Origin of the sequence: Trueperella sp. LYQ141 (genome assembly GCF_046599555.1) — a bacterium.
GTDB lineage: Bacteria > Actinomycetota > Actinomycetes > Actinomycetales > Actinomycetaceae > Trueperella.
In genome coordinates this window covers 239,998-262,166 of the sequence record NZ_JBKIWQ010000004.1, presented here as the reverse complement: position 1 = coordinate 262,166, position 22,169 = coordinate 239,998, and the positions used below count along the sequence as shown (strand labels likewise).

At 55.4% G+C, this 22,169-nt stretch carries 15 protein-coding genes; 11 read left to right on the top strand and 4 right to left on the bottom strand.

Going from position 1 to position 22,169, the window contains the following annotated elements:
- Positions 1-268 precede the first annotated feature (268 nt).
- The gene (locus tag ACLHIJ_RS04795; protein WP_411298575.1) at positions 269-958 is read right to left on the bottom strand and encodes an exonuclease domain-containing protein; all 690 of its coding nucleotides are present in this window, start codon (positions 956-958) and stop codon (positions 269-271) included.
- 265 nt (positions 959-1,223) lie between these two features.
- Between ACLHIJ_RS04795 and ACLHIJ_RS04790 the strand changes: the two genes are divergently transcribed.
- Positions 1,224-2,324, top strand: coding sequence for a GuaB3 family IMP dehydrogenase-related protein (locus tag ACLHIJ_RS04790; protein ID WP_411296829.1), 1,101 nt, complete (start codon positions 1,224-1,226; stop codon positions 2,322-2,324).
- A gap of 88 nt (positions 2,325-2,412) precedes the next feature.
- On the top strand, positions 2,413-3,843 hold the full coding sequence (locus tag ACLHIJ_RS04785) for a class II fumarate hydratase (protein WP_411296741.1): 1,431 nt from the start codon (positions 2,413-2,415) through the stop codon (positions 3,841-3,843).
- Between the two features lie 336 nt (positions 3,844-4,179).
- Here the strand turns inward: ACLHIJ_RS04785 and ACLHIJ_RS04780 are convergent, their stop codons facing one another.
- From ACLHIJ_RS04780 to pta, 3 genes are all read right to left on the bottom strand, one after another.
- On the bottom strand, positions 4,180-4,608 hold the full coding sequence (locus ACLHIJ_RS04780) for a GNAT family N-acetyltransferase (RefSeq protein WP_411296742.1): 429 nt from the start codon (positions 4,606-4,608) through the stop codon (positions 4,180-4,182).
- A 245-nt stretch (positions 4,609-4,853) separates the two neighbouring features.
- Complete coding sequence (locus ACLHIJ_RS04775; protein ID WP_411296743.1) at positions 4,854-6,035, bottom strand: acetate/propionate family kinase; 1,182 nt, start codon at positions 6,033-6,035, stop codon at positions 4,854-4,856.
- Positions 6,036-6,148: 113 nt separating this feature from the next.
- The gene (gene pta / locus ACLHIJ_RS04770; protein ID WP_411296744.1) at positions 6,149-7,771 is read right to left on the bottom strand and encodes a phosphate acetyltransferase; all 1,623 of its coding nucleotides are present in this window, start codon (positions 7,769-7,771) and stop codon (positions 6,149-6,151) included.
- A gap of 143 nt (positions 7,772-7,914) precedes the next feature.
- On the opposite strand from pta, the gene ACLHIJ_RS04765 reads away from it, so the two are divergent.
- The 9 genes from ACLHIJ_RS04765 to ACLHIJ_RS04725 all read left to right on the top strand — a co-directional run bounded on the left by ACLHIJ_RS04765 (position 7,915) and on the right by ACLHIJ_RS04725 (position 21,768).
- Positions 7,915-8,871 (top strand): pseudouridine synthase, encoded by a 957-nt coding sequence (locus ACLHIJ_RS04765; protein ID WP_411298574.1) that lies wholly within the window; start codon positions 7,915-7,917, stop codon positions 8,869-8,871.
- Positions 8,843-10,423: a glutamine-hydrolyzing GMP synthase gene (gene guaA / locus ACLHIJ_RS04760; RefSeq protein ID WP_411298573.1), complete on the top strand. Its 1,581-nt coding sequence runs from the start codon at positions 8,843-8,845 to the stop codon at positions 10,421-10,423. Before ACLHIJ_RS04765 ends, guaA begins: the two co-directional genes overlap by 29 nt.
- Positions 10,424-10,553: 130 nt before the next feature.
- Complete coding sequence (locus ACLHIJ_RS04755) at positions 10,554-13,403, top strand: ATP-dependent helicase (RefSeq protein ID WP_411298572.1); 2,850 nt, start codon at positions 10,554-10,556, stop codon at positions 13,401-13,403.
- A 3-nt stretch (positions 13,404-13,406) separates the two neighbouring features.
- A complete protein-coding gene (locus ACLHIJ_RS04750; RefSeq protein WP_411298571.1) occupies positions 13,407-15,668 on the top strand; it encodes an acyltransferase family protein in 2,262 nt (753 codons plus the stop codon).
- Positions 15,669-15,845: 177 nt separating this feature from the next.
- Positions 15,846-17,018, top strand: a complete 1,173-nt coding sequence (gene sucC, locus ACLHIJ_RS04745; RefSeq protein ID WP_411298570.1) for an ADP-forming succinate--CoA ligase subunit beta — start codon at positions 15,846-15,848, stop codon at positions 17,016-17,018.
- A gap of 7 nt (positions 17,019-17,025) precedes the next feature.
- Entirely contained in the window at positions 17,026-17,952 is a 927-nt protein-coding gene (gene sucD, locus ACLHIJ_RS04740) for a succinate--CoA ligase subunit alpha (RefSeq protein ID WP_411298569.1), read from the top strand.
- 116 nt (positions 17,953-18,068) lie between these two features.
- Positions 18,069-19,187: a DUF6350 family protein gene (locus ACLHIJ_RS04735; RefSeq protein WP_411298568.1), complete on the top strand. Its 1,119-nt coding sequence runs from the start codon at positions 18,069-18,071 to the stop codon at positions 19,185-19,187.
- Positions 19,188-19,259: 72 nt separating this feature from the next.
- Complete coding sequence (locus tag ACLHIJ_RS04730; protein ID WP_411298567.1) at positions 19,260-21,398, top strand: bifunctional phosphoribosylaminoimidazolecarboxamide formyltransferase/inosine monophosphate cyclohydrolase; 2,139 nt, start codon at positions 19,260-19,262, stop codon at positions 21,396-21,398.
- A gap of 28 nt (positions 21,399-21,426) precedes the next feature.
- Entirely contained in the window at positions 21,427-21,768 is a 342-nt protein-coding gene (locus ACLHIJ_RS04725) for a DUF3017 domain-containing protein (RefSeq protein WP_411296753.1), read from the top strand.
- Positions 21,769-22,169 lie beyond the last annotated feature (401 nt).

Genomic DNA, 22,169 nt, shown 5'->3' with positions numbered 1-22,169 from the left:
TAGCGCGACGTAGCTGCTATACCCACCGAGAACTGTTTGTAGGCAGCGGTGCGCGATCCGCCCCTATACGTGTTGGGCTGTTCGCAAGATGGTGCGAGTAAGAAATCGCTGCAGGCGGCCCGTAGCGTGTGCGCCCGTGCCGTCAGCGCGAAAAGGTGCGCGACGAGGGCAACAATTCGCAACGCACTGCTATGTCAGATCCTTCGCGCCGTAACGAGCCATGCGTCGTATTAGCTACTGTGAGCTTTATGTGCATGGGATAACAGCTTTAAGCAGGGGAGACGATAGGCCATCCGCGTGGTTCAGATGAGGGGTAACGCCGCTGAATGAAAGCCATAAAGTCCTCATACGCGCTTCGTTGTGCGGCATGTAGATCCGCCAGCGACATTTGCGCTAACCGAGGATAGCGTTCCACCATAGCGTCGAGGACGCGCAAGGTCATGATGACGTCACCGGAAGCGTCATGGAACGTCTCGTCAAGGCTGAGCTGATAATGCTGGGCAAGGTTAATGAGTTTGCGTGGCCCGCGGCGGAAACGATCCACGTATCGATCTAACATATATGGGTCAATGACGGGCCATGTGCTACTTGGACCAAGCCGATCGGTTAACGACGGTAAATGGTATCGGTGCAACTCCGCGTCCAACAAGCTCAAATCGTAGGTGGCGTTGTAAACCACCAGCGGATTTCCGGCTAGCATATGCGCAGCTACCGCCTCGGCGACCTCCGCAACGACCTCGCAAGCCGCCCTCCCATCGCGTTGGGCCTGTTCGGTTGATATTCCATGCACTGCTGCAGCGGCTTGCGGGATAGGAATTCCGGGATTGGCCAACCAAGTGCGTCGGTGCATATCGCCATTGGTGCTCGTGATGAATGCGGCGGTGACGATCCGGTCCTGAGCGATATGTACGCCTGTTGTTTCAGTATCAAATCCTGCTCGTGGTCGGGAAACCCACATGAATTCTCCTTTGCTTGGTATCTCCAGTGTAACGGGTATTGTGCTCGGCAGATCTGTCAGGCACGAGAAATGAAGACAACGCGCTGTGCTAAAAGCGCATATCAGGAGCTAGCCAGAAAATTCGGTACCGAACCGCATACCTGATCGGAAAGATTATGAAATGTCTCGGCAGGAAGCGTCGGAGAATAACACATACGGAACGTGTATCCGCGCGGTCATGCCGGTGCATTACAGCTAGAGGCGGTAGGCTAGCAGCGTGAATGAGATGGAGATTGGGCGCGGGCGGCGCGCACGAGTGGGATACTCTTTTGACGATATTTCGATTGTTCCCTCCCGACGGACCCGCGATGCGGCAGACGTATCCATTTCTTGGCAGTTGGACGCCACCTTGTTAGATATTCCGATTATGGCAGCGCCGATGGATTCGGTGACTTCACCGGATACTGCCATTGAGATTGGGCGCCTCGGTGGAGTGGGAGTTCTGGATCTCGAAGGATTATGGACGCGCTATGCCGATCCGACGCCACTGTTTGAGAAGATTGCCGCTGAGCCTGCCGATAGCGTTACCACGCTCATGCAACATCTATATCGGGAGCCGATTAAGGACGAGCTTATTGTGGAGCGGCTTTCTCAGATTCGTGCTGCTGGCGTGCCGGTGGCGGGTGCGCTTTCCCCGCAGCGGGTACACCAGCATTGGAAAACGGTGGCCGATTCAGGCATTGATCTATTTGTTATTCGCGGGACGACAGTCTCTGCTGAGCACGTCTCGTCCAATCGTGAACCGCTGAACTTAAAGCGTTTTATTTATGAGCTTGATGTTCCAGTCGTTGTGGGCGGCGCCGCGTCATATACTGCCGCCTTGCATTTGATGCGTACCGGAGCGGCCGGAGTGCTTGCTGGTTTTGGTGGCGGAGCGACGAGTGCTAACCGGCGAACGGTCGGTGTGGCGGTGCCGATGGCGACGACGGTGGCAGATGTTGCCGCGGCTCGTCGGGAATACATGGACGAAACGGGCGGGCGCTATGTGCACGTCATTGCCGACGGGCAAATATCGACCTCCGGTGATCTCGTTAAAGCGATCGCCTGTGGGGCAGATGGCGTCATGTTGGGAACCGCATTGGCACGGTCCATACAGGCTCCGGGGCGCGGTTTCCATTGGGGTGCTGAGGTCTATCATCGTTCGCTGCCGCGTGGTGAGCGGGTCGAGGTAGGAACGGTAGCTGATTTGGCGACGATTATTCACGGGCCATCCACTAACGCCAATGGGCATACGAATCTTGTGGGGGCGCTACGTCACGCTATGGCGATGACGGGATACTCGGAATTGAAGGAATTCCAGCGGGTAGAAATCTCTGTTAGTGGCTAAATAGGCGCCGATTTTGGTGGCTGTGCGGCATAATAAACAGGTGTAACAGTGACGCACGTCCCACGTCTTTCGTGGGCATTGTGAGAAGATGACAAGGAACAATACCGGCAAGGTTGCCAAAGGAGAAGTAATGACGGAATACCGTATCGAGCATGACACGATGGGCGAGGTCAAAGTTCCAGTCGATGCATTGTATCGGGCACAGACCCAGCGCGCAGTAGAGAACTTCCCAATTTCGGGCAAGACGCTGACGCCCCCGCATATCCACGCCTTGGCGCAGATCAAGAGGGCCGCAGCCCTGGCAAACAATGAGCTAGGAGTACTGGACGATGAGCGGAGCGCGGCAATCGTCGCCGCTGCTGATGACGTCATCGCCGGAAAATATGACGACCAGTTCCCGATTGACGTATTCCAGACGGGTTCGGGCACGTCATCGAATATGAATACCAATGAGGTACTCTCCACGATTGCGACGAAGGCTTCCGGCGTGGAGATCCATCCGAACGATCACGTGAACTGTTCGCAGTCCTCCAATGATGTTTTCCCGTCCTCGATTCACATTGCGGCGCTCGCGGCAGTACGCCAGAGCTTGCTGCCGAAGATGGAAATTTTGGCTGAATCCCTGGAGAAGAAAGCAGCAGAGTTCAAGCATATTGTGAAGTCTGGCCGCACTCACCTGATGGATGCGACGCCGATTACTTTGGGTCAGGAATTCTCTGGTTATGCCCAGCAGATCCGTTACGGCATGGAGCGCATTAAGGATACCGAAAAGCGCTTGGCTGAGCTGCCGTTGGGCGGTACCGCTGTGGGAACAGGGATTAATACTCCGGCTGGTTTCTCAGCTCGTGTGATTGAGCTGATCGCTGAGCATATGGATCTGCCGTTCGTGGAGGCAGCGAACCATTTCGAAGCGCAGGCCGCGCAGGATTCGCTGGTGGAAACCTCGGGCGCGCTGCGCACCGTGGCTGTTTCGCTGGTGAAGATTGCTAATGATCTGCGCTGGATGGGCTCTGGCCCGCGCACAGGTATTGGCGAGTTGGCATTGCCAGATTTGCAGCCAGGATCGTCGATTATGCCAGGTAAGGTCAATCCGGTTGTGCCAGAGGCGACTGTTATGGTGGCAGCTCAGGTTATCGGCAATGACGCGACGATTGCTTTTGCTGGCGCGCAGGGGAACTTTGATCTGTTGGTCATGCTGCCGATTATGGCGCAGAACCTGCTGGAGTCTATTGACATCGTGGGTAACGTCTGTGAGGTCTTGGCTAAGCGCACGGTTGATGGCTTGGTAGCTAATGAAGAGCGTTGCTTGCAGTTAGCTGAATCCTCTCCGTCTATTGTTACGCCGCTTAACCGCCATATTGGTTACGAGAATGCGGCGAAGATTGCGAAGCATTCGGTTAAGGCGAATATGACGGTGAAAGAAGCGGCAATTGATCTGGGCTTTGTGGAGCGCGGTGAGATTGATGAAGAGACGCTTAACGCGGCGCTGGACGTCACCACGATGGTAGGGGATTACTAAATCGCTACCATCGTTAGCGCAGTTACTGTGATGTTGGGGTGAAGAAACTGGGGTTTCTTCACCCCAACATGATGAGGCGGGCGACCGTGGGAAAATTTCTCCCCACGGTCGCCCGCCGGTATCTACCCTTGGCGCGATCTTTCTGTGCCTGAGGTCGAGCTGTTACTGCACTGGTACAGCTGCCATTGCGGTAACAGCCTACAGTGGCTGATTTACTGAAAGAGGGTGTAGACCCCTGCTGGTTTTAAGACAAGGAGGTGACCAGCAGAGGCCTACACCCACTATTATGCACGCTAGATAGCCCTTGCCGGGCAGGTATGTGTATGTGTAAGCGGATTACTGTGCGAAGCGGTAGACGTTCGTCTCGCGCAACTGGAAACCACAGCGCTGGTAGAGCCGGTTGGCTGCTTCGCGCGAGGGGCGAGAGGTCAGATCAACGGTTTTCGCGCCACGGCTATGTGCGAGCTGCACGGCCTGTTCAACGAGCTGTTGCCCTGCTCCTTGGCCGCGAGCTGCCTCATCTACGACGACATCTTCAATCCAGGCGCGCACCCCAGTGGGAATTGTGAAGGTCACGAGCGTCAACATGCCGGCAATCGTGCCCTCCTCAGTGCGAAACGCTAAGAGATCAATTGCCTCTTGGGCGATGAATTCCCGGATTTCTGCTTCGCTCATCGGCGCGGCGCTGCGGGAAAGCTGAGGAATCAGGCGCTGAAAAGCGGCCTCAATCTCGGGGGTAGCGGACGTGATATGTTCGATGGTCATAGGTATCTCCTCATGGTTCGGGACGCAAGACGCGATCGGGGATAAATAGGCAGGAAATGCTCGGTGTACCCTCAGGTGCTTGTAGTATCCCTCTCGGGTCATCCTCCGGTTGGCACTAGAAAACGCTATAAACAGATCTAGCGGCGCTACCGAGGCGCATGGCGCTGAGGTGTGGAGGGGACAGCATTGAGCGTAAAGACCGCGTAACGCACCGGATATTCCTCGGTGCGTCACGCGGCAGAGAATTACGCTTCGGCGAGTAACTCCATCGCCTGCTGAGCAATCGCAAGCTCTTCATTCGTCGGTACAACGGCGACTCGCACGGTTGAATCGTCAGTAGAAATAAACCGAGGCTGCTTCGAACGCACCGCATTAGCTTCCGCATCGAGGCGCACCCCAAAATGAGCCAAACGGCCGATAACTAATGAGCGCAGCCGGTCATCATTTTCGCCCGCACCAGCAGTGAAAGTGATGACGTCAACTCCGCCCATAACGGCGGTGTAAGCGCCGATGTAGTGTACGAGCCGATGGACGTACACCTCGATAGCTTCAGCGGCATTCTCATCGCCAGCGTCAGCTAACTTCCATACCGCGCGCATATCATTATTGCCGGCCAACCCCTTCAGTCCGGAGTGCTTATTGAAGAGGGCGTCAATATCGTCAATCGACATACCGCCAACCCGAGCCAGATGGAAAACGACGGCGGGGTCAATATCGCCGGTGCGCGTTCCCATGACCAGACCTTCGAGCGGGGTTAGACCCATCGAGGTATCGACGGCGTGCCCGTTGACCACCGCTGATACGGAGGCGCCATTCCCAATATGCAAAACGATCTGCTTAAGATCCTCTCGGCCCATCATCTCGCTCACAGCACGTGAAACATACTGATGGGAGGTGCCATGTGCGCCATAGCGACGAATCTGATATTTTGCAGCCACCTCGCGGTCGAGAGCATAGGTGGCAGTTTCACGGGGAAGCCCTTGGAAAAATGCCGTATCAAAGACAGCCACATGTGGAACAGCCAGGAGCTGACGGGCAACCTCAATACCTTTTAAGTGTGCCGGATTATGCAGCGGGGCAAGTGGCGCGAGATCGGCGATAAGCTGCTGAACCTCGTCATCAATGATGGCAGCGCGGCTGAAATATTTTCCTCCTTGCACTACCCGATGGCCCACTGCTTTCACATTAGCTTCCAGCAGCGAGGGCCCAACTTCCTCAAAGAGCCGTAAGACCTCGCGCAACCCGTGCGCATGATCGGTGATGGGTTCGTCCAGCTCGACAGTAGTGCCATGTGCTGAATGTTCGATATGGCTTTCCGCCTCACCAATACGCTCAACTAGACCGGAAGCGAGCGATGTGCGGGTATCTGGGTCGATAAGCTGATATTTGATAGACGATGAGCCGGAATTAATAACTAAAACAGTCATAGTGCGGACCTCACTTTCTTACATAGGGACTCTGGTCGGATATCCGGATGCCGTGCACACTCATTGCTCATGACACCCGAATATTCGCTAGGTACATGTGAATACGGCTCAGGCTACTGCGCCTGGATTGCCGTAATCGCGACGGTGTTAATAATATCTTCCACCAACGCGCCACGAGATAGATCGTTGACAGGCTTATTCAAGCCTTGGAGAACTGGCCCGACGGCAACTGCGCCGGAAGACCGCTGCACAGCTTTGTATCCGATATTGCCGGCGTTCAATGATGGGAAAATGAAGACGGTTGCATGCCCAGCAACTGCTGAGTGCGGAAGTTTCGTTGCCGCAACTTTGGCGTCAACGGCAGCGTCGTATTGGATAGGACCTTCGATCAGCAAATCTGGGCGCTGCTCGCGCGCTAAACGAGTTGCCTCGATAACCGCGTCAACGTCAGGACCTTTGCCGGAATCACCTGTGGAATAAGACAGCATTGCCACTCGCGGCTCAATGCCGAACTGTTGGGCCGTTTCTGCGGAAGAAATCGCGATGCTGGCCAGTTGCTCTGGGGTGGGATTCGTTGTGACGGCACAGTCACCATAGACGTACACGCGATCTTCCATCAGCATTAAGAAACACGAGGAGACGAGGGAGGCCCCTGGTTTCGTCTTGATGATTTGGAATGACGGAACAATGGTGTTGGCGGTGGTGTTTACCGCGCCCGAAACCATGCCATCAGCGTCATTCATATGAACCATCATAGTCCCGAAATATGACAGATCCTTCAGGGTTTCGCGGGCCTTATCGTACGTCATGCCCTTCTTCTCGCGCAGCCGCGCCAGCTCTTGCGCGTACTTCTCCACCAGTTCCGGATCCTTCGTGCTGACGATACGTGCCTGCGATAGATCCAATCCGAGTTCTGCGGCCCGCCCCTGAACGGTTTCAGATTCCCCAAGCAAAATAATATCGGCGACTTTGCGGCGAATAAGCTCATTGGCAGCCAGCAAAATGCGGTCATCGGAGGACTCTGGCAAGACGATACGTTTGCGTGCCGCTTGAGCGCGGGCAATTAACGAAGCCGTGAACGAGAGCGGTGTTACCACCTTCGAGCCGTGCTCCATAGCGCTGACGAGGAGATGACGATCTGCCTCACCCACCGTGGCATCCTCGTCATCATAGAAATACATGATGGGCATATGCTCACTGTGTGGCTCGGTAGCATGATTGCGAGCCGCTGAAGTAACCGCCACCGCGCTGATGGGGGCGTGTTGCGTCATGATCTCTTTGCCAGCCAGATGGGATAGCGTCACGATCTGCTCGTCTGTACGCACAGCACCGGAGATCACCAGGAAAACGGATGTGCCAAGATGGGCTGCGGCCCGACCAGCGCGAGCAAGAGCTCCAGGGTATATGGGATCTCCATCCAATAAACCAAGAATGAGGACGGCATCACAGGAACGTGCATACTCGGTATAGCGTGTGACGAGTTCTGTCATGGCGGCGGATTCGTCATGGATGTACGCCTGATGGGTTGTTCCCCAGGCAATATCTCGATCTTCGGGGCGTCCCACCAGATCAAGCAGGTCGAGAAAATCGCGATCATCGTCGATCGAATTATTGGTAAATGCGCGGAAAATGCCGAGGTTAGGGTAGCTGTTTTTCAGTTCTGCTACGACTGCATGGGTCACTGGGCGGGTTCCAGAATTTCCTTCCGCTGCGGTGAAATAGACGCTCTTGGTCATATCATCCTCTCATCTGTGCGCCGGTTAAAGATGGCGCAGAAACAGCCTATACCTTTCCATAGTCCCACGTTCACAGCAGCAAAGGTGACATATTGCCTCGCTAGTATTGTCACGTTGACCATTTGATGTGTAGGAGAGACGGGATGCGGCAAAAAAGACATTGGCGCCGTGCCGCTCGGATTCGGGCGGTTCGCCCGCCGATGCGCAACGGGATTAATGCCAGCCCATTGCGGCTGCCGCACGGAGCGTGGGCCACTGTTGATGAGTGGATTTTTGAGCGCTTTGGCGAAGAAGGACGAGAGCTACTGCACAATGGCGATATTTTCGCTGATAACGCCGAGTGCGTGTGGCCAGGAGCGAGCTATCGACCAGGGCAACGGCTGTGGTTTTTTCGCCCCGTGCCCGACGAACCAACAGAACCGATCACCGTGCCCATCCTGGCACAAACACAACGGTACATTATCGTCGATAAACCACACCAGATGGCTACCATTCCGCGGGGATCCCATGTGGCACAAAGCTTGACTGTGGTTATGCGACGCCAGATGAAAAACGATGACATTGTGGCCGCACATCGTCTGGACGCAGAAACAGCCGGATGCGTGCTGCTAACAACTGATCCCCAGTGGCGTGGTGCTTACCAGAAACTCTTTGAGCAACGACGTGTGGAAAAGACGTATTACGCCCTGGCGCGATATGCTCCGAACGATCCGATCGGGGTGTGGCAACGCAGCGACGTGCGGCTTGAGCGCGGGCATACAGATTTAGTCGCTAGCGTGGTGGCAGGAGAGCCGAATAGCCAAACGCGATTGCGCCTGGTGAGCACGTATGGGGAACTGGGGTGCTACGAATTACGCCCGATAACTGGCCGCACCCATCAACTGCGCGCAACGATGGCGCATCGGGGAACTCCCATTCTCGCAGATCCGCTCTATCCGCAGGTGTTAGATCCCGAGGAAACAGCTAATCGGCCCTACCCGTTGCAGCTCATCGCGGCGCAATTATCCTTTATCGACCCATATACCGCCCAGCCGGTCACGGTTTACAGTAACCGAGTTTTTCTCGCTGGCAATGGGGCGGTACGCTGGGAACGTGACTGAGATTCGCCCCGTTGTAGTAATTGATAATGGCGCGCAAAACGCACAACTTATTGCTCGCCGTGTTCGCGAAGCCGGTTTTTATTCCGAGCTTGTCCCACATTCCTGGCCAGCCCGCCAGATCCTGGAGCGCAACCCAAGCGCCATCATTCTGTCAGGCGGTCCCGCGTCGGTTTATGAGCCAGGAGCGCCACAAATTGATAAATCCATCCTTAGCGCTGGTATCCCAGTTATGGGTATCTGCTACGGATTTCAACAGATGGCACACGCCTTGGGTGGGAAAGTGGAACGAACCGGAGTGCGGGAATATGGCCCGACGCCAGCGGTAATGCTGTGCGATGGGGTCGTCACCGGATCGTCGGACAACCGGCCAACCGTATGGATGAGCCATTTTGATTCTGTTACGCAGGCCCCGGAGAGCTTTACCGTCACCGCGCAAACGCCCGGCGCACGCGTGGCCGCATTCGAAAATCCACAGGCGCGGCACTACGGGATGCAGTGGCATCCGGAGGTGCGTCACTGCGAAAACGGTCAAGAACAGATCCTCGCTTTCCTGACTGAGGGTGCCGGGTTGACCCCGAACTGGGATCCGGCGTCGATCATTGACGAACAAATCGAGCGTATCCGTGCCCAAGTGGGCGATCGTCACGCTATCTGTGCGCTCTCAGGTGGTGTTGATTCTTCGGTTGCTGCGGCTTTGGTCCACCGCGCTATCGGCGATCAATTAACCTGTGTATTCGTCGATCACGGACTATTGCGTAAGGGTGAATTCGATCAGGTTGTTCGCGATTATGCGGGCGCTCGCGGCATGAAGATTCTGGCAGTGGATGAAAGCGAGCGATTCTTGCAGGCCTTAGCCGGCGTCAGTGATCCGGAAACGAAGCGCAAAATTATTGGTCGCGAATTCATCCGCAGTTTTGAGGCGGCGCAACAGCGATTGCGGGAAGAAAATCCAGATAAGGATTATGCGTTCCTCGTCCAGGGCACTCTCTATCCGGATGTTGTTGAATCTGGTGGGGGAGACGGCACAGCAAATATTAAATCCCATCATAATGTCGGCGGTCTGCCAGAAGACATTGAGTTCGAGCTGGTGGAACCGCTACGGGAATTATTTAAGGATGAAGTTCGTGCGATCGGATGTGAGCTCGGCTTGTCACAGCGGCTGGTATGGCGTCAGCCCTTCCCCGGGCCAGGGCTCGGGGTGCGCATTGTCGGGGAGATTACCCGAGATCGTCTCGCTACGTTGCGGGAAGCCGATGCGATTGTTCGAGAAGAACTCACCGCAGCCGGATTAGATCGCCAGATCTGGCAGTGCCCAGTGGTTTTGCTGGCTGATGTTCGCTCGGTTGGCGTCCAAGGCGATGAACGCACCTACGGTCACCCGATTGTATTGCGCCCGGTGGCCTCGGAAGACGCAATGAGTGCGGATTGGGTTCGGTTAGATTATGACCTGGTTGCCAGGATCTCTAACCGAATTACCAATGAGGTCAGTGATGTCAATCGCGTGGTTATTGACGTCACCTCTAAGCCCCCAGGGACGATCGAATGGGAGTAATGTGCGCGCTTGTGTGAGTGCGGATCGGGATGCCGGCTGCTGTGCAACCGGCATCGCTGTTATGTGGCGTATATCGATGCTGAGCGTCGCCAATGCGTTGCGTCGCCTCCTCTATTAGGCTGAAAGAGATATGCCTGAAGATAAATTAACCGCAGCTTTAGATCGAATTCGTGCACGGGTGTCTGCCTCGAACTCGCAGGGGGCGGCTGCTGCACCTGCTATGCCTGGCGCAGATAGCGCCAGTATTGCCCCAAATAACACGTCGGCGGTATCACGGCGTGAATGTGTATCTACCTCAGTCGTTTCTGGTGCTGATATTTCCGACCCCACTGCCCCAAAAACCACCGTTGCCGCTGCAGACGAGGCTGTGCCTGAAACCTCGTATGCGCCAGCAGCCGACCCGGCGGTGGTGGAAAAGATTATTCGCGGGCTCAATCCACAGCAACGGGCTGCCGTCACCTACGGTGGGTCGCATCTTTTAGTTATTGCAGGGGCGGGTTCCGGAAAGACGCGGGTGTTGACGACCCGAATTTGTTACCTTATTGCCACTGGTCAGTTACGGCCGACGCAAATCATGGCGATTACCTTCACCAATAAGGCAGCGAAAGAAATGCGCGAGCGCATGGAATCAATGATTGGTCCAGGCGCGGGGTATATGTGGATTTCGACGTTCCATTCCGCATGTGTGCGAATCTTGCGGGCTGAACATCGTTACCTCTCCTTAAATTCTGGTTTCACTATCTACGATTCAGCTGATTCACAGGCATTAATGCGCGCTATCATTCGCGAAGAAAAGATTGACGATAAGCGCTACCCACCGAAGAAACTCCTTAATGGCGTTTCTGATCTGAAAAATAATCTCGTTACTCCGGCGCAGGCCTTAGCGTTAGCGCAACGCGAAGATGAGCTCATGGTTGCGCGAGTTTATCAAACGTATCAGGAACGTCTGCGGCTTGCCCATGCGGTAGATTTCGATGACTTAATTATGCTGACGGTTGAGCTGTTGCGGGATAACCCGCAGGTTGCACAGGTATATCGGCAGCGTTTCCGCCACATTCTGGTGGACGAATATCAGGACACCAATATGGCCCAATACGAGCTGGTGCGTTTGCTGGTTGGGAGCAGGGGCGATGATCCGCATGGGGCTTTGACGGTGGTTGGCGATGCCGATCAGTCAATTTACGCTTTCCGCGGGGCAACGATTCGTAATATCGAAAGTTTTGAGGAGGATTTTCCCCAGGCTCAGTCGATTGTTTTGGAGCAAAACTATCGGTCAACGCAGAATATTTTGTCGGCGGCTAACGCGGTGATTTCGAATAATGCGGGCCGACGTGCTAAGCGGTTATGGACGGATTCCGGAGCTGGAGAGAAACTCGTCGGCTATGTGGCAGACGCAGAATCCGACGAAGCTGTGTTTGTACGCGATGAAATCACAGATCTGGCCCGTGCTGGGGTGGCATATCGGGATATTGCCGTTTTCTATCGGGCTAATGCGCAGTCGCGTGCGCTTGAAGAGGCTTTCATCCGGTCGGAGATTCCTTATCGCGTTGTCGGGGGGACGAAGTTCTACGAACGGGCAGAGATTAAGAACGCCTTGGCATATTTGCATGCTATTGCCAATCCGGATGATTCAGTGTCTTTACGCAGGGTGCTCAATGTGCCCAAGCGTGGTTTAGGGGCGACGACGGAGGGTGCGCTCGCGGCGTATGCGGCCACCTATCAGATCTCGTTCGGGCAGGCCTTGGCAGATATTGCTCATCCGGAGCGTGCGCACGAGGCTGGGCGTGAGCCGGTTGTGCTGGGGGCGCGGCAAACGGCAACGATTACTCAGTTTGTGCAGATGCTTGAGGAATTACGTGACCAGGCACAATTGGGGGCAGATCCGGCAGATATTTACGTTGAGGTTATGGACCGCACGGGGTATCTCGCCGGTTTAGAGAAATCGACTGATCCGCAAGATAAGGCACGAGCGGAGAATTTGGCGGAGTTTCACGCCGTGACGTCGGAGTTTCGCGTCCTTAATCCTGAGGGCACCTTGGCTGATTTCCTGGATCAGGTATCCTTGGTGGCTGATTCGGACCAGCTTCCCGATTCTGATAGTGGGGAAGTTGTGCTCATGACGGTACATACGGCCAAAGGCTTAGAGTTTCCGGTTGTTTTCGTCACTGGCATGGAAGATGGCACGTTCCCGCATGCGCGTTCCCAGGAATCGCCAGAGGAGTTAGCTGAGGAAAGACGACTAGCTTATGTGGCTTTGACTCGTGCGCGCGAGAAGCTGTATTTGACGCGGGCGGCAAGCCGCACTCAGTGGGGTGCCCCGCAATTATTAGGGCCTTCGCGCTTCATCGCAGAGATACCTGAGGAGCTGATCGATTGGCGGCGTAGTGAATCGTCAATGGATTCATTACGGCAGTTGCAGTGGGGCGATGAGGACGATAGCTGGGATTGTGATTCCTCCTCATATAGTGAGGATCAATGGTCCGAGCGCAATAGGTATGCCGGTTGGAATGGTGGTTCATCTCGCACTGGTGGGTGGGCTAGTCGTTCCTCATCTAGTCGCGTAGGGGCGTCATCTGCAGGTACAGCTGCTGGCTTTTCTGCTAGTGCACCGAGATCTAGCGCTGCTAGGTATCACGAGGACGAATTTGCTCCCCCGATTGGCGGAAAAAAGGTTCCAGCGGGGAAATTCTTCGGGGAGCGGGCGGCTCAGAGCTCACGTTCTGCCAGGTCGGGGTCGAAGGTATCTGAGGCTCAACGGCTTTCTTCGGAGGAGCAGTCCGCTTCGCCAGCGCAGTCTAGTGCAGCAGCTCGCCAGACGCACGGTTTGAAAGTTGGTGATCGCGTCCGGCATCGTTCTTTCGGGATGGGGACGATTGTCGCTTTCGACGGCACTGGGAAATCAACGGTTGCTCAAGTGAAATTCCGTTCCGGTGCGACCAAACGATTGATGCTACGTTTTGCCCCGTTAGAGAAGGTATAGGCCATGACGGATTACCGGCTACGTACTGTACGCCCGCAACCTGGTCAATCAGGGCGGTTGGAGCGCTCACCGCACGCAGGGGCTCAGGGGCGGTCTGGTAATCAGGAAGCTGAATCATCGCCGCAAGGGTCTGGGGATAGTGCGCTCTCTTCTCGCACTGCCGATCCTGCTACGCGGGCAAATACGCAAAAGCCGGTGGCGCAGAAACAGCGGTCAGGATCGTTGTATTCCGTTTCGCGTGGCGGTGCTTCGGGGGCAGGTGCTTCTCGGGTGCACCAGCAGCCACCTCAGCACGATAGTGAAAGCCCAACGGGGTTATCGCGTTCGGATATGACGGACCGTGGGGAGTATCTCTGGGGGATTGCCGGATTGCGCGCAGTGGCTATCCTAGCGATTTTGGGTCATCACCTCATGCCAGGTGTTGTTCGTGGGGGCTTTTTAGGGATTGATATTTTCCTCGTAATATCGGGATTTTTAGTGACGATGACGCTGCTACGTTCCGATCGCACCCGTGGATATATTGACGTATTGTCTTGCTATCGCGCTCGCTTTACTCGTAGCTTTATTCCGCTCTTAGTGCTGGTGGTAACGGTGATCCCGCTGGCCGGTATTATTGCGCGGAGCACGTTAGGCGATATTCGTCGGCAAACTCTGGGGGCGCTGACCTACTCAACGAACTGGTTTGATATTTGCCAGGGGTATGTGCGCGATGCTGGCTCGGGCCGCTTGTTCTCGCATTTATGGTACGTGGCGTTGGATGCGCAGATTATGCTGTTGTGGCCTCTCATTGCCCTGGTGATGCTGGCTTTGCTTGACTCATGGCGGTTACGGGCACTCGTGGCTAGTGTCGTGGTTGTTTTTTCTGCTGGCCTGATGATGGTGCTCTATAACGGGGAGAATTCCGTCGCTTTGCTCTACGGCCCACATACGCATCTGTTTGGGGTTGCATTGGGCATTGTGCTGGCCATTATATGGGCAGATCCACAGGCCAGCATTTTAGGTGCTGTGCATTGGCGGCGTACCTACCCGTGGTACGGCTGGGCAGCCTTGAGTATGCTCGTCGTATTTTTATTCATCATTCCGATGGATGGGCCTTGGGCGTACATGGGTGGGATGCTGTTGGTTTCACTGCTGGCAGGGATCGTGCTAGCAACTATCGTCATTCCTCATTCTATTTTTTCGCTGATTGGGCAGATTGGGGTATTGCGTTGGCTTGGTCAGCGGGCCTATCTCCTATATGTGTGGCATTGGCCGCTCCTGGTGATCGCTGCAGCTTGTTGGCATGCCTCAGGGTGGCAAGGCGGGGTGCGCGATATGTGTGCTCTCATGGTGTGTTTTGCATGTGCGGAACTGACGTATCGCTACATAATGCGTCCGATTCGCCGGTATGGGCTAAGCGTGGCGTGTGCTCGTGCGGTGTTGGCAGTTCGTCGTTCCCTCCGCTATCGGATTGTTGCCATTGGAGCGAGCCTGGTAACAGTAGGGGCAATAGCAGTGCTGATCTGGAATCCGGTTTCGCTGGCGCAGGGCGCATCTCCTGATTCTTCGGCGCCAGTGCAGGTGGCGGCTGAGCCCGAAGGAACTGCTGGTGAGATCGGCGGTTCGAAAGCTGGTGGCGATCCCTCGTCGGCGCAGGGGAATATGACTCCTTCCCAGCCTGCAGTTGCGCCTAACAGTGGCGGTGATGCGCTGCAACGCGGGGATGAACCAGCGCCAGGCGCTCAGTTGTGCTCAGCCTTTGATGCTTCGAAACCGCAATGGAAAGATGTGACGATCTTCGGGGATTCTATTGCTGCGGGTGCAGGCGCGGAACTGACGGCCCAGATGCCGGGAGCTCAGGTCTATGCTCAGCCAGGGATGACGTGGGCTGAGGCCTATGCCTTTATTGCTCAGCATCGGGCGACGGCGCATGTGGGTCGGGTAGTGGTGCTGGAGTATGGAACGAATGGTGGTGTCCCCGATCCGAATGAGGTGCGTCGTAATATCGAGCAACTGGGATGCCGCAGGTGGGTATTCCTCGTTAATGTGGGTACGACGAGTAAGGATGTGGATTCAGCCAATCGCACCTTGAGTGATATTGCTGCCGGTTATGCGAATGTTTTTGTGGTGGACTGGCATGGGCTTATCGCTGAACATCCGGAGTTTTTGAAGATTGATACCATCCATCCGTTGCCGGAGGGAAATGTTGCTTTTGCGACTCTTCTTCGGCAGTCAATCGGACAAGCCGGTGAACATCTTGCCACGTTACCTCGGGCGAAGCGCTAGGCTGGTGGCATTGCATTAGGGGATTCGATATGGCGGCTGTCGATTTTCCTTAATGACATCCCATCGCAATTTTGCCGAAAACCGTGTCACTGACGATATTTTTCGGTATGCTCAAAGAGATGTCTCGACGCCGAGACAATTTATTATTCGGTAGTCCGCCGAGCGAAAGGACCCAGCGTGGATCTCTACGAGTACCAAGCTCGCGATATGTTTGCCGAGCACGGCGTTCCCGTGCTCCCCGGTAAGGTAGCTGCAACGCCGGAAGAAGCATACTGCGCAGCGGAAGAATTACTACAGCACGGCGATCTCGTCGTTGTTAAAGCTCAAGTAAAGACGGGAGGGCGCGGGAAAGCCGGAGGAGTTAAACTCGCCCGCTCTGCCGAAGAAGCCCGCACTCATGCGCAGGCTATTTTAGGAATGGATATTAAAGGGCATACCGTCCATCGCGTACTGATTGCTCTGGGTGCTGATATTGCCGAGGAATACTATTTCTCAATCTTGCTTGATCGTTCAGAACGCCGCTATTTGGCAATGTGCTCCAAAGAAGGCGGAATGGAAATCGAGCAGTTAGCAGTAGAACGCCCCGAAGCACTTGCCCGAATTCCCATTAACCCGATTACCGGAATCGATGCGCACACGGCTGAGCACATCGCCCAAGCCGCCGGATTTGACGCAGAATGTGGCGAAAAGGTGGCTGAAGCTATCGTCAAACTCTGGGAGGTGTACACCGAAGAAGATGCCACTCTCGTAGAGGTCAATCCGCTCGTGAAAACGACGACCGGAGAGATCATTGCAGTTGACGGCAAGGTATCTGTCGATGATAACGCCCGATTCCGCCATGAATCCCACGCTGCGCTCGTCGATAAGCGCACGGAAAACCCGCTGGAAGCAAAGGCCAAAGCACTAGGTCTGAATTACGTCAAACTTGACGGGGGCCAGGTGGGTATCATCGGCAACGGCGCTGGTTTAGTGATGTCAACTCTGGATGTGGTGGCATACGCTGGCGAGGCCTACGGCGTCGGCCCAGCAAACTTCCTCGATATTGGTGGTGGAGCAGACGCCACCGTCATGTCAAATGGTCTTGACGTCATCCTTGGAGATCCAGATGTGCGCGCAGTATTCGTCAACGTTTTTGGCGGCATCACTGCCTGCGATCAAGTAGCAGAAGGAATCGTCGCTGCCTTAAAGATCCTCGGTGATAATGCCTCCAAACCGATTGTCGTCCGGCTTGACGGAAACAACGTGGATGAAGGGCGCCGTATCCTGCGCGAGGCTAACCACCCGTTAGTCATCCTAGAAGAAACAATGGACGGCGCTGCCGCAAAGGCTGCGGAACTGGCTGGGAAGTGAGAAACAGATGGCGATTTTCTTAGACAAGAATGACAAAATCATCGTCCAGGGCATGACCGGAGCAGAAGGGCAGAAACACACCCGCCGTATGCTCGGCGCCGGAACGAATATCGTCGCCGGAACGAACCCACGAAAAGCCGGTCAGAGCGTCGAATTCGACGTGACGCCGATTGGCTACGGTGCGCAGGAACGTTCAGCAGGAACAGTCTCTGTTCCGGTATATGGAACAGTTGCTGAGGCTAAGGCAGCCACCGGCGCAGAGGTATCAGTTATCTTTGTGCCGCCAGCTTTTGCTAAAGCCGCAGTCATTGAAGCAGTCGATGCTGGCATGCGCTTGGTGGTCATTATTACGGAAGGAATTCCGGTAAAGGATTCCTCGGAATTCTTCACCTATGCCCAGGAGCGCGGGGTGCAACTCATCGGCCCGAACTGCCCAGGTATTATTACGCCAGGTCAGTCTAACGTGGGGATCACTCCGCCAGATATTACCGGCCCTGGCAAGATTGGCCTGGTGTCGAAATCTGGCACATTAACCTACCAGATGATGTACGAGCTGTCGGATATTGGCTTTACTACATGTATTGGTATTGGTGGCGATCCGGTTATCGGAACTACTCATATTGATGCGCTAAAGGCATTTGAAGCCGATCCGGAAACTGAGCTGATCGTTATGATCGGAGAAATCGGCGGGGACGCAGAAGAGCGAGCGGCAGCCTTTATTCGGGATAACGTCACGAAACCTGTTGTGGGATACGTTGCTGGATTTACTGCGCCGGAAGGAAAGACGATGGGGCATGCGGGCGCTATCGTTTCAGGATCGGCCGGTACTGCCGCCGCAAAGAAAGATGCCCTTGAGGCGGTAGGGGTGCGCGTTGGAAAAACCCCAACCGAAACAGCGCGAATTGCTCGGGAGATCCTCAACGCAACCGTCTAGATAGCATCTAGATGAATAGGTGCTCGGATGACGAGCTGAGGTGAAGATGGCTCGGTGTGAACAACACGCCGAGCCATCTCGCTGTGTATCGCGCAAGAACCAGGAACGATAGAAACGTGCGGACCATTGATCTTTCTCGCGAATTAGCCGCAGTGCGGGCGGCCCTTGCCGCGCCCTTTTTCACGTGGTTAGCGATGGTCGTTGTCGTCCTGGCCAGCTATGTGGTGACGGCTTCTGCGCCCGGGTTAGCTGATAGTACCTGGCATGACGCGGCTCGCTTGGCTACTGGATGGTGGATGACGAGCACCGGCGGGCAGATGAAAATTTCTGGTGCGCCAATTTCCGTCATGCCGTTGAGCATTTTAGCTATTACCTGTTACACCCACTACGTGCGTTTCCGCCGTTGCCAGATGGAAACCTGGGTAGAGGTTGTTGCTTGCGGGCTGGGTCATGCTGGCGTCGTTGCCATCATTGGCCTGTTGATCCGGCCATCTGGCGCGTGGTGGCTCGCCATTTTTATCTCTTTCTTCTGCGCAGCCAGCGTTGCCCTCGCTAGCGCGCCGCAACTTGTTCCTGCTGAGCATATTCGACACGCGCGCACCCGCATCCGTGCTACGGCGCGCGTCTTAGCCATCTGCAGTGCCCTGCTGTTCATTCTCGCTGCGCTGTGTGGGTGGTCGCGCATCGCTCATATTCACGGGTACTACCTAACCGGGCTAGTCGGTTCGATTAGTCTAGTGATCCTGCAAATGTGTTACCTGCCTGTTGCCGGCATTTGGGCCTTAGCATGGCTTTTCGGTGCGGGATTCTCAGTCGGCACTGACACGCAGTTTTCGATATTTGGTACGACGAGTGCTCCGCTGCCAGCTATTCCAATATTTGGTGCTTTGCCCCCCGTGGGATTGCGATTAGGATGGCTGGTGATTTTTGTTGTCCTTGGGGCGGTTGTGCTTGGGGCGTGGCAGACTCGCAAAGAATCTCAGGATGGCGCCGTAGGTTTGCGCCAGACGCTAATTCGAGCCGTGGTCTGTGCGCTTGTTATCGCTGTGAGCCTAGGGGTGCTCGCGCTGTTCGCCAGTGGTTCCCTTGGGCCTGGGCGCATGTCAACAGTTGGACCAGTGCCGTATCACATGGTGGGGTGGGTGCTCCTGCTCGGAGGCGTTCCATATATTCTCGGATCGATGGCTGCCCATCGGCAGGTCATCCAGCGGCTTCGCCAGCGTCTCGCGCGATAACACTATCCTCTGGCAGATGATTGCTCACCGATAAGTTAGGCGTGGAACGTCGGCGCGATCAGGGAGGAAATAATGTTCCGCCGAGCTTTAATATCGGTTTCGGATAAGAGTGGCGTGCTTGAGCTTACTCAGGCCTTGGCGCACAGTGGTTGCGAGATTGTTGCCACCGGAAGCACTTTCCGTCTTTTAACAGACGCCGGCATTGCAGTTCGTGCGGTATCGGAGGTGACGGGTTTCCCTGAGGCATTCGACGGTCGGGTAAAGACGCTGCATCCAGCCATTCACGGCGGGATTCTGGCACGCCCTGAACGTCATGGGCAGCAAATGGCGGAACTGGGGATTTCGCCTTTCGATCTGGTTGTCGTCAACCTGTATCCTTTTGCACAAACCTTAGCCAGTGGCGCCTCGGCGGAAGAATGTGTGGAACAGATTGATATTGGAGGTCCGGCTCTTATTCGGGCGGCAGCAAAAAATATAGATCACGTGCTCGTCGTTATTGATCCGGCTGATTATCCCCAGGTAATTGAGCTAACGCGTTCCTTCTCGGTTGCGCTCGGAGTGCCCCAGCCGGTAGATAAGGCACCAATGCTGGCACAGATTCGACGTGATTATGCGGCACGCGCATTTGCTCATACGGCGCAATATGACGCGCATATTGCGCAATGGATGAACCGTAGAAACGGCGATGTTGGACCGGAGGGCGATACGGCGGCCTTTCGTGGGCAGATGTATCCATCAGATCCGGATAGTAGTGGCAGCGATCGCAGCACGCGCGCCCTCAGTGTGAGCGAGGGGCGGCATACGGAGGGCGCTGGAAATGTTGGCGAGGAGCGTAGCGCGAAGGCAGATCAAGAGTATTTTGCTGGGCCGAGGGGTGAGCATGCCAATGAACTTGGCAATGAAGGGGCTGAGGCGAGTGCGGCATTGCCGGAGGAGCTCCGCCCATATTGGACGCGAACGCAACTGCTGCGATACGGAGAAAATCCACATCAACGTGCGGCGTTATACCGTGATGGATCTGGCGTGGGATTAGCCTATGCTCAGCAGCTAGGCGGAAAGCCAATGAGTTTTAATAACTATCTCGACGCCCAAGCGGCGTGGCGAGCGGTGGGGGATCATGACCGCCCCGCTGTTGCTATCGTCAAACATTCAAATCCCTGTGGGATAGCGGTGCGAGAAGAGATTTGCGCGGCGTACCAGGCAGCCTATGCCTGTGATCCGCAGTCAGCCTTTGGCGGTATCGTCGCGGCAAATAGGACCGTCGATCACGCTATGGCTCAGGCGCTCAGTGGCGTATTTATGGAAGTTGTGATTGCCCCAGATTTTACGCCGGAAGCTCTAGAGATTCTGCGGGGTAAATCTCGGTTGCGGATCTTGCGTATTCCTCTCACGCACTCACCGTTATGTGGCCTTTCTTCCGCTCGTGCTGGTACTCCGAACGAGGAAGCGGAAATCGCGCCGGCTGGCAGGGGCGGAAACACCAGCGAATTAGGGGATGGTGATCCGAGAGGCGAGATACTGGCGTGTGCTGATACCACCTGGGAAAGCGAGCGAGGAAGTATCAGGGTTGCTGGATCTTCGGGCACAATGAGTAATTCCTCAAGTATGGGCCAGCATTTATGTGATGGTTCGGCGGCACATCCACCGCTAAGTGTGCCGAGATCAATACCTGATGCCTTAGGCGAATGGCCGCGAAGTACGCAGAGTGTTGAGATAAAGTCCTCAGCGTATGGCGTGCATGACGAGCTAGATATGCGGGTTATTTCTGGAGGTGTGCTCGTCCAAGAGCGAGATTCACTGGCTGCCACTGGGGATGATCCGAGCACCTGGCAGCTCGTGTCTGGCTGCGCGGCAGATGAGCAGCAACTGCGCGATCTCCTTTTCGCTTGGCGAGTAGTGCGCGGGGTGAAATCTAATGCGGTTGTTATTTGTGCAGATCAGGCCACATGTGGCATTGGTATGGGGCAGGTGAATCGGGTGGATGCGTGCCACCTGGCAGTCCAACGTGCCGGTCAACAGCGGGCAACGGGTGCGGTGGCCGCTTCGGACGCATTCTTTCCGTTCCCAGATGGGGTTGATGTACTAGTAGCGGCTGGTGTCCGTGCCATCGTCCAGCCTGGTGGATCCATTCGAGATGAGCAGGTTATCGCTGCAGCTCAACAGGCGGGGATAACAATGTATCTGACAGGCGTCCGTCACTTCGCACATTAAATATGTAATGCAGCTAGGCTATGGGGAGATGAATACTGAACCACATTCCACAATGAGCCGACAGCGGGAGGCGATTGCGCGGTGGCGATCGCGCCGAGATGCGCGTGCCCGCAAGTTCCCGACGGTGTGGTATTACGCGGTGCTGCTCGGTTGGGTTGTGGTGCTCATTTTGATCGCTGTGCAGTGGGGTGCGGCAACGGCGAGCATTGCGTTAGCGATGACGATGGTTGTGCTGGCAGTACTGCGAATTATTTTGCCCGACGGGTATATCCCGCGGATTCGGCGGCGTTCCCTCGATGCGACGATGTACCTCGGTTTTGCGGTGATTTTGCTTATCTTGGCGCACTGGGGCAATACCCCGCATATCTAGCTGGTGCAAGGGCAGGGGAGTCCAGGCGGTGTGCTGCTGATATATACAGATCCGTGTATGGTCTTAATGTCCGCCACATTTGCGGTGGTTGAGCTGCCCTTAGCGATATGCCCTTGGAGTAGTGCGGCAGATACCCGCTGGATAAGAAGCGATTTATGTTAGCTAATGTTAGTGAGCTGGGGATGCAGCTAAGTTGAGTTTACTCAGGCTACGAAGCTGATCCTGCATGAATATGTGCTTACTTCTGTTAGAAAAGACGGATTAGCAGGGATACCTGTTGTGCTGATGTGTGCGGTCTATGGCTTGCCACTTTAGCTAAGGTTTTAGGCAGCCGTGGTAGGTGCAGCACGCCGCTAAAACTCGGGAGAGAAAATATGTAAAGGATCAGGGAAACGCGGCGA